The following is a 12,321-nucleotide window of genomic DNA, read 5'->3' on the forward strand; positions in this document are numbered from 1 at the left end:
ATGTTAGAACAGCTCACGCAAATGTTTACGCGCAAGTCAAAGCAAGCGGCGGCCATTGAGGCATCCAGCGATATACCCGTGCATGTGGCCGTCATCATGGATGGAAACGGCCGTTGGGCCAAAATGCGCAACTTGCCGCGGATTGCCGGCCACCGTGCGGGAATGAAAGCGGTCAAGGAGATCGTCAAGGCGGCCGATGCCATCGGCGTCAAATACATGACGATGTACGCGTTTTCGACCGAGAACTGGAAGCGTCCGCAGGAAGAAGTGGATTTTCTGATGAAGCTTCCCCAGGAATTTTTGTCGACAGAATTGGATGAATTAATCGAACGGAATGTTTGTCTGAAAATGCTGGGCAGCAAGGATGAGCTGCCTTCTCATACATTGGAAGCGCTGGAGATCGCCGAAGAGAAGACCAAGGGCAACACCGGCTTGCAGTTGAACTTTGCGTTGAATTACGGCAGCCGGAAGGAAATGATCCATGCCATGCAGGAGCTGGCCCGCAAAGTGCAGGCAGGCGAGCTGCAGCCGGAAGAGATCGACGAAGCAGCGGTTGCGCGCCATCTGTATACGCGCGACATTCCGGAACCGGATCTGATGATTCGCACCAGCGGCGAGATTCGGTTGAGCAACTTCATGCTGTGGCAGTTGGCCTACACCGAATTGTGGTTTACCGATGTCTTGTGGCCGGATTTTACCAAAGAGCATTTTTACCAGGCTATTGCTGAATACCAGGGCCGCGGTCGCCGATACGGGGCGGTTTGAGCCGAAGAGGTGGAAAACAGTTGAAGCAGCGCATCGTCACTGGTGTAGTAGGGGGTATCCTCTTCCTGTTTCTCGTGTATGTGGGAAATGTGTGGTACTCGTTGCTACTTCTTTTATTAGCATTGCTGGGTCTGTATGAATTTTTGCAGATGGCAGGAATCAGGGTGTTCTCCTTGCCGGGCATCCTGGGGTATGCACTGATGCTGAGCATCCTGTGGCCGCAGCTATTTTTCCTGCCGCAGCGAGAAAGCATGTTTACGCTTGTGTTGATGCCCGTTACCATCCTGCTGCTGCTCTATTCCGTTTTTCGGAAGAACAAATTTCACGTTGAACATGCCGCCCTGACCATTTTAGGGGCGTTATACATAGGATACGGTTTTTTCTTTATGGCGCTGGCTCGCCATGTGGCGGAGAACGGCTTTTTCCTGACGATCCTGGTCTTTTTGGGGATCTGGGCGACGGACTCCGGGGCCTACTTTGTCGGCAAGGCGGTCGGCAGACGGAAGCTTTGGCCGGAGATCAGTCCGAATAAAACCGTGGAAGGGTCGATCGGCGGGCTTGTGGCGGCTGTCCTCGTCGTGCTGGCTGCCAACGGGGTGTTGGGAGCCTTTCCTGTTACGCACGCGCTGATCCTCGCCCTGGTATCGGGTGTGACCGGACAAGCAGGGGATTTGATTGAATCCGCCTTGAAACGCCATTTTGGCGTCAAGGACTCCGGGAAAATCCTGCCGGGCCATGGCGGCGTGCTGGATCGTACGGACAGCTGGCTGATCGTGTTCCCCATTTTGCATCTGATGGGCATTATCTGATGATTCGGCTTGGAAAGGAAAGGGAGAGGATGAGCCAGATGAAGAAAATCGCGCTGCTCGGTTCGACCGGCTCCATCGGCAAAAGCACGCTGGAAGTGGTGGCCCAGCATCCCGACGCGTTTCAGGTTGTGGCCATGGCGGCAGGCACCAATGTCGGCCTGTTGGCGGAACAGGTCAAACAATACCGGCCGGAGCTGGTCTCGGTCGGCACCGCAGAAGCCGCTGCCGAGCTGCAGGATCTGCTGGGAGCGGAACAAAAGCCCCAGATCGTGTATGGAGAGGAAGGGCTGCTTGCGGTTGCCACCCATGCGAATGCCAGTTTCGTGATGACGGCCATTGTGGGCAGCGTGGGGGTTGCTCCTACGCTGGCAGCGATTGAAGCCGGCAAGACGATCGGCCTTGCCAACAAGGAGACGCTGGTGAGCGCCGGCCATCTCGTCATGAAAGCGGCCAAAGAGAAGGGCGTGGCCATCATTCCCGTTGACAGCGAACACTCCGCCATTTTTCAGTGTTTGCAGGGAGAGCGCAGGGAGGACGTGGCTCGCATCATTCTGACGGCTTCCGGCGGCTCGTTTCGCCACCTGCGGCGCGAGGAACTGACCGGGGTGACTGTGGCGGATGCCCTGAAGCATCCCAATTGGAGCATGGGGGCCAAAATCACCATCGATTCGGCGACGATGATGAACAAAGGCTTCGAGGTCATTGAAGCCCACTGGCTGTTTGATCTGCCCTATGAGCAAATTGAATGTGTTCTTCATTATGAAAGTATCATACATTCTATGGTAGAATATAAAGACAGGGCGGTATTGGCCCAATTGGGCACACCGGATATGAAGGTACCGATCCAGTATGCGCTGAGTTATCCGCACCGCATGCCGCTCGCAACACCGCCGCTTGATCTGATCAAGTGCGGTGCCCTTCATTTTGCCCGGATGGATTTTGAACGCTATCCGCTGCTGCGCCTGGCCTATGCGTGCGGCAAGCAGGGGGGGACGCTGCCCGCTGTCCTCAATGCCGCCAATGAGGTGGCCGTGGCCCGTTTCCTGCGCGGAGAGATCGGCTTTCTCGACATCGAACGCATTGTGGAGCGCGTCTGCGACACCCATGCGGTCATCGCCGACCCCTCGCTCGAAGCGATACAGGCTGCGGATGCGTGGGCACGGCAAGAAGCGCTCTCCGCCTGGTAAGTCAGCGTAATGCCCGAAACAAACAGTCTGGTAGGAAAGGTGGCTAAACTCCTTGCCATTAGCTCTGGATTCGCTTGAATCGATTCTTGCGATCATCGTTGTGTTCGGTTTGCTTGTGTTTGTCCATGAACTGGGCCATTTTCTCCTGGCCAAACGGGCCGGCATCCTTTGTCGGGAATTCGCGCTGGGGATGGGGCCGAAGATCTTCCGCGTCAAGCGCGGGGAGACGGAGTATACCCTGCGATTGCTGCCCATCGGCGGCCTGGTGCGGATGGCGGGGGAAGATCCGGAACTGGACATGCTGAAACCGCATATGGAGGTTGCCGTGGAATGCGACCCGGCGGGCAGAGTGACGCGCATTCTGCTGGATGGCAAAGGGGCATCCCAGCCGTCCTTGCTTGCGGGAACGATCGTCCGCTATGACCTGGAACAGCAGCTGACGCTTACCCTGGAAACCAATGGGGAACAGCGCACATTGCCGGTCCATCCGAGGGCGCAGCTGGTGAAAGGGGACCAGGAAGTGCAGATCGCTCCCCTTAACCGCCAATTCAAGGGAAAGACGATTCCGCAGCGTTTCTGGACAATTTTTGCCGGTCCCGCCGCCAACTTCCTGCTGGCCTTCCTGTTGTTTGCCTCCATCGGCATGCTCTACGGCGTTCCCAGCAACGAAGCCCGAATCGGCGAGGTTCCCGCAGGCGGTCCGGCGGCTGTGGCCGGCTTGCAGCAGGGAGACCGGGTCCTCTCCATTGAAGGGAAGCCGACAACCACCTGGAAGGATATCGTCGAGATCGTCAGCGTGTCGCCGGGCAAAACCCTCACGTTTGTCGTGGAGCGCGAGGGCGAACGGAAAACGATCCCGGTAAAAGTGGCCAATGAGGGAAATGAAGGCAAGATCAAGGTGTACAATCCGGTGACCTATTCGCCGTGGGCCGCGGTAAAATACGGCGCAGTATCCACCTATCAATTTACCGTGATGATGCTGACCGGATTGGTGCAGCTGTTTACCGGCCATGTCGGTCTTGATCAGTTGAGCGGCCCCGCCGGCATCTTCATCATGACGGGCGAGTTTGCCCAGCAGGGGCTGGCGATCCTGATGAAGTGGGCGGCGGTGCTCAGCATCAACCTGGGGCTCTTTAACCTGCTGCCGCTGCCGGCGCTGGATGGCGGACGGCTGGCGTTCCTGTTCGTGGAGGCCCTGCGCGGACGCCCGGTCGACCCGCACAAGGAAGGGATGGTTCACTTCCTCGGCTTCGCGTTTTTGATGCTGTTGATTCTGGTTGTAACGTGGAACGATTTGCAGCGGTTTATCTTTAACTGAAGCGTGACGGACGATTCGCCGTTTGGGTGAAATAGTCAAAGGATGGTGCCAAACAATGTATAAACGTGAGGAGACGAAACCGGTATTTGTGGGAGGCGTGCAGATCGGCGGGCAAAAAAGCGTGGTCATCCAGTCCATGACGACAACGGACACCCGCGATGTGGAAGGAACCCTGGCCCAGATCCAGAGCCTGTATGAAGCAGGATGCCAGATCGTGCGGCTGGCCGTCATCAACGAGGATGCCGCGCGGGCGATCAAGCAGATCAAGGCGCGTTCCCCGCTGCCGCTGGTGGCGGACATCCACTTCGATTACAGGCTGGCGTTGATCGCCCTGGAAAGCGGCATCGACAAGATCCGGATCAATCCGGGCAACATCGGTTCCAGGGAAAAGACGAAAGCGGTCGTGGAAGCGTGCCGGGAGCGGAATGTGCCGATCCGCATCGGGGTTAACTCCGGTTCCGTCGAAAAACGGCTGCTGGAAAAATACGGGTATCCCAGCCCGGAAGCGATTGTGGAAAGCGCGATCGATCACGTCGAGATTCTGGAAGATCTGGATTATACCAATATCGTGATTTCGCTGAAGTCCTCCGATGTGCCGACGATGATCCAAACCTATTCCCTCATGGCGCAGAAGCGGAATTATCCGCTGCACGTGGGCGTCACGGAAGCGGGGACCGCATTCTCCGGCGGCATCAAGTCGGCCGTGGGAATCGGGACGGTGCTTTCCATGGGGATCGGGGATACCATCCGGGTATCGCTGACGGCCGATCCGGTGGAGGAGATCAAGGTTGCCAAGCAGATTCTGCGCAGCCTGGATATCGTCAACAACGATCCCGTGGTGATCGCGTGCCCGTCCTGCGGCCGCTGTGCGATTGATTTGATCGGCCTGGCGACCAAGGTAGAGGATGCGGTTGCCAACCTGAAAACCCCGCTGAAAATCGCCGTGATGGGCTGTGCCGTCAACGGTCCGGGCGAGGCGCGGGAAGCCGATGTCGGCGTGGCCGGCGGAAACGGCGAGGGCTTGATTTTCCGCAATGGCGAAATCGTGCGCAAGGTGAAGGAGCACGAGCTGTTTGATGAATTGATGAAAGAGATTCATTCCATGGTGAAATAGCCGGGGAAATCGTGGTCACCAGTCGGGCCTTTGATGGACATGCGCGACCGGTTTGTCCTAGATCGACGTTTGTCCAGCAGGAATTGGCTCGGAAGCTGTCGAACTATACGGAGGTACTCCTGAGTGGGTACCTCTTTTGTTTTCGACGCGATCGACACAGCGATCGGCTGCAGGCGCAGCATCGGGTAGGCGCCGACACCTGGGGGCCAGGGTACTTTTGCCGGGCAGCCGCCCGCACCGGGTCTGGACCCGACAGGTTTGCTGGCGAAGCTGCCGCCGATTCGGTGAGCATACAGACGGACGGGGAATGGAGGGGATTTCAGGATGGATCGAAGCACCGAACAAAAACAACGGTTCACACTGCTTTGTTCGCAGCTGGGACTGCCCGGTGAATGGCAGGAGCGCTATTTTCCGGATGCGACCATTGATAAATTGGAAGTGATCAAGGCAACGAGGGAATGGGTGTTTTCCTTTACCCTTCCGCAGCTTTTGCCGATTGACATTTTTGAGGCATTCGCCAGCAGGCTGGTACATACCTATGCCCATCTGGCGCGAGTGCACGCCCGTTTTTCTTACCGCAGCAAACCCATGCTGGAGCAGGCGGTGGAAGAATACTGGGAGTATGTGCTGAAAAGCCTGGAGAGCCAGATCAATTCGCTGGCGGTCACCATCAAATCGGCCCGGCGGCAGGTCGCAGGGGAGGACGTAAAGGTTTACATGCCCACCGAGATGGCCGTCGAGATGGCCAAACGGAAAAAGGTGGACGAAGCGCTGGCGGAAGCCTTTTTCCAGGTGGCGGCGATTCGGCCGCGCTTCCGCTTCCATGCAGAAGAAAGCGACGAGGCGTATCAGGCGTTTCTCGAACAGCGGCAGGAGGAAGAGCGGGCCCTGCTTGAAGAGGTGATGAGCGCGCAGGCGGAGAAGGAGACAGCCGCTGCGGTGGAAGCGGTCACCACCCTGGTGATCGGCTATGACATCAAGGAAGAGCCCGTCCCGATTCGGGAGATCCAGGAAGAAGAGCGGCGGGTGGTGATTCAGGGAACGGTGTTTGGCGCAGAAATGAAGGAGCTGAAAAGCGGACGCCATCTGCTCACCTTCCATCTGACCGATTTTACTGATTCATTGACCGTCAAGATGTTCTCGCGCGACAAGGAAGACGTGAAGCTGCTGGAAGCCGTCAAGGACGGGATGTGGCTCAAGGTGCGCGGCAGCGTCCAGCATGATCCCTTCATGCGGGAGCTGGTGATGACCGCCAACGACATCAACCAGATCGAACAGCGCGGCCGCAGGGATCAAGCGGAAGAAAAGCGGGTGGAGCTTCACTGCCACAGCCCCATGAGCGCGCTGGACGGCGTCGCCTCGCTGAAGTCCCTCTTCTCCACCGCCGCCAAGTGGGGGCACAAGGCGCTGGCCGTGACCGACCACGGAGTCGTGCAGGCCTTCCCCGAGGCGTACAGCATGGCAAAGAAGAACGGCATCAAATGCATCCTCGGGATGGAAGCCTACGTCGTGGAAGACGGGGTCAACATTGTCTACAATCTGGAGCCGGATGGCAAAAATGACATGGCGATCGACGAACAGACGCCGTATGTGGTCTTTGACACGGAAACCACGGGGTTGAACGCGGCGGAGCATACCATCATCGAGATCGCGGCCGTCAAGATGCGCGGCACCGAAATCATCGACAAATGGACGGAACTGATCGACCCGCAGGTCCCGATCGGCCCCAAAACGACCGAAATCACCGGCATCACCAATGAGATGCTGCAGGGGAAAGAGACGATCGATGTCGTGCTGCGCCGTTTCAAGGAGTTTGTCGGAGATGCGGTGCTGGTCGCCCACAATGCGGAATTCGACCAGAGCTTCCTCAACGCCTGCGCAAAACGCATCGGGCTGGAACCGTGGAGCAATCCGTTCCTCGACACCCTGCCGCTCGCCCGCATGCTGTATCCTGGCATGCGCAACTACCGCCTGGGGACGCTGGCGAAGAAATTTAACGTGGAGCTGATCAACGCGCACCGGGCATTGGACGATACGGTGGCGCTCGCCCATGTTTTTCAATACATGCTCAAGGATCTGCGGGAGCAGGGCATCAACCGCTTAAGCAGTTTGAATGAAGAGAGCAATGCGAGGGCCGATTACAAAAGCTCCCGGCCGTTTCACGCCACGCTGCTTGTCAGGAACAAGGCAGGCCTGAAAAACTTGTACAAGCTGGTGAGCAAATCGCATGTGGAGACGTTTTATCGCGTCCCGCGCATCCTGCGCAGCCAGCTCGTCAAACACCGCGAAGGCCTGCTGATCGGCACGGCGTGCAAAGAGGGAGAACTGTTTCAGGCGATCCTTAGGGGGAAGACGCGGGAGGAACTGCTGGAGATCGCCCGCTTTTACGATTTCATCGAAATTCAGCCCCCTGCCCATTATGCGCCGCTGCTGCGCGATGAAAGCATCGCATCCCTGGAGATGGTTCACGGCTATCACAAGATGCTTGTTGAGATCGGGAAAGAGCTGGGGAAACCGGTGGTGGCCACCGGGGATGTCCACTTCCTCAACCCGCAGGACGATGTGTTCCGGGATGTTTTCCTGCTGTCGCAAGGCGATCCCAATGCGGGCAGCCAGCCTCCTCTCTATCTGATGACCACGGATGAGATGCTGGACGCCTTCGCCTATCTGGGGGAAGAGCTGGCCAAAGAGGTGGTGGTTACCGCCTCCAATGCCATCGCCGACATGATCGAAGAGGTCAGCCCGATCCCGGACAAGCTGTATACGCCGGTCATCCCGGGGGCGGACGATGAACTGCGGGAGATGTGCTACGCCAAGGCGCGGCGCCTGTATGGCGATCCGCTGCCTGAGATCGTGGAGAAGCGCCTCGAAAAAGAGCTGAACAGCATCATTACGCACGGTTTCGGGGTGATCTATCTGATTTCCCAGCGCCTGGTCACCAAGTCGCTGTCCGACGGCTATCTCGTAGGTTCGCGGGGGTCCGTCGGGTCATCGTTCGTGGCGACCATGGCGGAGATTACCGAGGTGAACCCGCTGCCGCCGCATTATCTCTGTCCGGGCTGTCAGCACAGTGAGTTCATCACGGACGGCTCCATCGGCTCCGGCTTCGATTTGCCTGACAAGAACTGCCCCCGCTGCGGCCAGAAATACAACAAGGACGGCCAGGACATTCCGTTCGAGACGTTCCTTGGGTTTAAAGGAGACAAGGTTCCCGATATCGACTTGAACTTTTCCGGGGAATATCAGCCGCGGGCGCACAAATATACCCAGGAGCTGTTCGGGGTGGATAACGTCTATCGGGCGGGCACGATCGGTACGGTCGCGGAGAAAACCGCCTACGGCTATGTGCGCAAATATGCGGAGGAGCGCAAGCTGACCTTGCGCGGAGCGGAGATTGCGCGGCTGGTGAACGGGTGCACCGGCGTGAAGCGGACGACGGGACAGCACCCGGGCGGGATTATCGTGGTGCCGGACTATATGGAGATCGAGGATTTCTGCCCGATTCAATATCCGGCCGACGACAGCGATTCGGAATGGCGCACCACCCATTTCGACTTCCATTCCATCCACGACAACCTGCTGAAGCTGGATATTCTGGGGCACGACGATCCGACCGTCATCCGCATGCTGCAGGACCTGACGGGCATCGATCCCAAAACGATCCCGTTGGATGATCCCAAGACGATGTCCATTTTCAGTTCGACCGAAGCGCTGGGCGTCACGCCGGAGCAGATCCGCACCAATATGGGAACGCTGGGCATTCCGGAATTTGGTACCAAATTCGTCCGGCAGATGCTGGAGGATACCAAACCGACCACGTTTGCCGAGCTGGTGCAGATCTCCGGTCTGTCCCACGGGACGGACGTCTGGCTGAACAATGCGCAGGACCTGATCAGAAGCGGCACCTGCAAGCTTTCGGAAGTCATCGGCTGCCGGGACGACATCATGGTGTACCTGATTTACAAAGGATTGGAACCTTCGCGCGCTTTCAAAATCATGGAATCGGTGCGCAAGGGGAAAGGCGTGCCGGAGGAAGACAAGGAAGAGATGCGCCGAAACAACGTACCGGAGTGGTACATTCAATCCTGCGAAAAAATCAAGTACATGTTCCCAAAGGCCCACGCCACCGCGTACGTCATGATGGCCGTACGGATTGCGTACTTCAAGGTGCATTATCCGCTGGAGTTCTACGCCACCTATTTCTCCGTCCGCGCCGACGACTTCGACATTCCGCTGATGGTAAAAGGATCATCGGCCATTCGGCAGAAGATCGAAGAGATCGAGGAAAAAGGGCATGACGCCCAGCCGAAGGAGAAGGCGCTGCATACGGTGCTGGAGATGGCCCTCGAAATGGTGGAGCGGGGATTCCGCTTTGCCAACGTGGACCTGTACCGCTCGGATGCGACCCGCTTCCTGATCGACGGCAACAGTCTGATCGCGCCGTTCCGCGCCATTCCCGGCCTTGGCACCAACGCTGCCCTGAGCATCGTCAAAGCCAGGGAAGAGGGGCCCTTCCTCTCCAAGGAAGACCTGCTGGCCCGTTCCAAGATCTCCAAGACGATCCTGGAATATTTGGACGAACAAGGCGCGCTCAAGGATCTGCCGGAGTCCAACCAGCTCTCCCTTTTCTAGGAACCACTCGGCACAGAAAAGAGCCCCACTCGATAACGCGATCGCTGACGCCGAGTGGGCAGTGCGTATGCTTAAGCCGGCTGGATGATTCGGGAATCGGTGGTTGTCAAAGGAATGTTGTTATGCTATAATCTTTTTGGAAATACTGGTGATACACGCTGCGAATGAGAGTGGGGAAACCCACTCTTTCTTTCTGGCCGAAACGTATGATGACAAACGGTCGACAGCACGCGGGCGCGACGCGAAAGACGCCCAACGCCCAACAGGAAGGAGGTATCGAGTTGAGCAAAGTAACGCAGATCGTAGAAGAACTGCTGGCTCCCATCTTGACCGATATGGGGCTTGAACTTGTCGACATCGAATACAAGAAGGAAGGCAGCAACTGGTTTTTGCGCATTTTTATCGACAATGAGACCGGCGATATCGACATAGATGAGTGCAGCGCCGTCAGCGAGCGACTGAGCCAGCGATTGGATGAAACAGACCCGATCCCCAACGCCTACTTTCTGGAGGTGTCATCGCCTGGTGCGGAGCGGCCGCTTCGGAACGAGCGCGATTTTCGCAAGGCTGTGGGCAGGCACGTACATATCACGACGAAGGAACCGGTGGACGGGGCGACGGTTTTTGAAGGGGAACTGCTCTCTTTTGAAAACGGGGAGCTGACGGTGAAAGAAGCGAAGAAAACCCATGTGATCACCCTGGAGCAGATCGACAGCGCCCGCATGGCGATTGTTTTCTGACCAGCCCGGATCACCTGTTTGACAGATTGGGACCATTGAAAGGAGGAGGCACCAGCAAGATGAACGCCGATTTTATTGAGGCACTGGAAGCCATCGAAAGAGAGAAAGGAATCACCAAAGAGGTATTGATTGAGGCCATTGAAGCAGCGCTTATCTCCGGTTATAAACGCAATTTCAACTCCGCGCAAAACGTGCGTGTCGACGTGAACCGGTATACCGGCCAGGTGCGTGTCTTTGCCCGGAAAACCGTGGTGGAAGAAGTGACCGATTCGCGCCTGGAAATCTCCCTGGAAGCGGCCCAGGAGATCGATCCCAACTACCGGCTCGATGATATCGTCGAGATCGAGGTGACGCCGCGCGATTTCGGCCGTATCGCGGCGCAGACGGCCAAGCAGGTCGTGACCCAGCGCATCCGCGAGGCGGAGCGGGGACTGATTTACAGCGAATTTATCGATCGTGAAGATGACATCATCACAGGCGTCGTACAGCGGCAGGATGCCCGTTTCTACTACATCGATCTGGGCAAGGCCGAAGCGGTGATGCCGCTGTCGGAAAAAATGCCGACAGACGATTTCAAACCGCAGGACCGCATCAAGGCTTACATCCTGAAGGTGGAAAAAACGACCAAAGGGCCGCAGATCGTCGTCTCCCGCACCCATCCGGGCCTGCTGAAGCGACTGTTTGAGCTGGAGGTGCCGGAGATCTATGATGGCACCGTTGAAATCAAATCCGTCGCCCGGGAAGCGGGGGACCGCTCCAAGATCGCCGTCCATTCCATCAATCCGGAGGTGGATCCGGTGGGGGCCTGTGTCGGGCCCAAGGGCATGCGGGTGCAAACCATCGTCAATGAGCTGAAAGGTGAAAAGATCGATATCGTTCGCTGGTCGGATGATCCGGCCGAATACGTGGCCAATGCGCTCAGCCCTTCCAAGGTGCTGCATGTGGAAGTGAATGCTGCGGAGAAGGTAACCCGTGTCATCGTACCCGACTATCAGCTGTCGCTGGCGATCGGCAAGCGCGGGCAAAATGCGCGCCTGGCCGCCAAGCTGACCGGCTGGAAAATCGATATCAAAAGCGAAAGCCAGGCGGAGCAAGAGGGGATTCAATATCCGAAACACTCTGAAAGCCTGGATTCCATGGATGTGGATGCATGATGAAAGTCAAAAAGGTACCGCTTCGCAAATGTATCGTCTGCCAGGGCATGTTCCCGAAGAAAGAATTGATCCGTGTGGTTCGCACGCCGCAGGAGACGATCGAGATTGACCTCACCGGCAGAATGGCGGGAAGAGGGACGTATGTATGCAGGCAGGAAACCTGCATGAAGCCGGATACCTTTGCGGCCGGCAAATGGAAGAAAGTGCTGGAAAGGGCGCTGAACATGACGATCAGCCAGGAGCAGTATGAAGAATTCCGCAGCCGGTGGCTGGAGCTGATCGGCCGATGAACCGGCAGGCGGGACAGCTGCTGGGGCTGGCGATGCGGGCCCGCAAGATTGTCACGGGGGAAGAGCTTGTGCTGAACGCGATTCGCAGCAATCAGGCAAAACTGGTCCTCCTGGCTACCGATGCATCCGCCAACACCGTGAAAAAAGTGACGGACAAATGCGCCCATTACGCCATCCCGCTCTGTTCCCCGGCCGATCGTTTCGAGCTGGGAAGAGCGATCGGCAAGGAGGCGCGCGTGACGATGGCCGTGACGGACGCGAAGCTGGCGGAGAACATCCGGCACCTTCTCACACCTAATTCATAAGGGGTGA

10 protein-coding genes are annotated in these 12,321 nt (G+C 57.4%); all 10 read left to right on the forward strand.

Features of this window, described 5'->3' with window-relative positions; genetic code table 11:
• The 10 genes from G3578_RS02500 (at position 1) to G3578_RS02545 (ending at position 12,314) form a co-directional block, all read left to right on the forward strand.
• A complete protein-coding gene (locus G3578_RS02500; RefSeq protein ID WP_165208267.1) occupies positions 1 to 765 on the forward strand; it encodes an isoprenyl transferase in 765 nt (254 codons plus the stop codon).
• Between the two features lie 20 nt (positions 766 to 785).
• A complete protein-coding gene (locus G3578_RS02505) occupies positions 786 to 1,574 on the forward strand; it encodes a phosphatidate cytidylyltransferase (RefSeq protein ID WP_165208269.1) in 789 nt (262 codons plus the stop codon).
• A 38-nt stretch (positions 1,575 to 1,612) separates the two neighbouring features.
• Positions 1,613 to 2,761, forward strand: coding sequence for a 1-deoxy-D-xylulose-5-phosphate reductoisomerase (locus G3578_RS02510; RefSeq protein ID WP_165208271.1), 1,149 nt, complete (start codon positions 1,613 to 1,615; stop codon positions 2,759 to 2,761).
• A 52-nt stretch (positions 2,762 to 2,813) separates the two neighbouring features.
• A complete protein-coding gene (rseP, locus tag G3578_RS02515; protein WP_165208273.1) occupies positions 2,814 to 4,079 on the forward strand; it encodes an RIP metalloprotease RseP in 1,266 nt (421 codons plus the stop codon).
• A 55-nt stretch (positions 4,080 to 4,134) separates the two neighbouring features.
• Positions 4,135 to 5,193, forward strand: a complete 1,059-nt coding sequence (gene ispG, locus G3578_RS02520; protein ID WP_165208275.1) for a flavodoxin-dependent (E)-4-hydroxy-3-methylbut-2-enyl-diphosphate synthase — start codon at positions 4,135 to 4,137, stop codon at positions 5,191 to 5,193.
• A gap of 324 nt (positions 5,194 to 5,517) precedes the next feature.
• Positions 5,518 to 9,825: a PolC-type DNA polymerase III gene (locus tag G3578_RS02525; RefSeq protein WP_165208277.1), complete on the forward strand. Its 4,308-nt coding sequence runs from the start codon at positions 5,518 to 5,520 to the stop codon at positions 9,823 to 9,825.
• A gap of 281 nt (positions 9,826 to 10,106) precedes the next feature.
• Positions 10,107 to 10,565 (forward strand): ribosome maturation factor RimP, encoded by a 459-nt coding sequence (gene rimP, locus G3578_RS02530; protein ID WP_165208279.1) that lies wholly within the window; start codon positions 10,107 to 10,109, stop codon positions 10,563 to 10,565.
• A gap of 59 nt (positions 10,566 to 10,624) precedes the next feature.
• On the forward strand, positions 10,625 to 11,719 hold the full coding sequence (nusA, locus tag G3578_RS02535) for a transcription termination factor NusA (RefSeq protein WP_165208281.1): 1,095 nt from the start codon (positions 10,625 to 10,627) through the stop codon (positions 11,717 to 11,719).
• Positions 11,719 to 12,009 (forward strand): RNase P modulator RnpM, encoded by a 291-nt coding sequence (rnpM, locus tag G3578_RS02540; protein ID WP_165208423.1) that lies wholly within the window; start codon positions 11,719 to 11,721, stop codon positions 12,007 to 12,009. The genes nusA and rnpM overlap by 1 nt, the downstream gene beginning before the upstream one ends.
• Positions 12,006 to 12,314 (forward strand): YlxQ family RNA-binding protein, encoded by a 309-nt coding sequence (locus G3578_RS02545; RefSeq protein WP_165208283.1) that lies wholly within the window; start codon positions 12,006 to 12,008, stop codon positions 12,312 to 12,314. The genes rnpM and G3578_RS02545 overlap by 4 nt, the downstream gene beginning before the upstream one ends.
• Positions 12,315 to 12,321: the final 7 nt, after the last annotated feature.

Origin of the sequence: Brevibacillus sp. SYP-B805, assembly GCF_011059135.1 — a bacterium.
In the GTDB taxonomy this organism is placed as follows: domain Bacteria; phylum Bacillota; class Bacilli; order Brevibacillales; family Brevibacillaceae; genus Brevibacillus_F.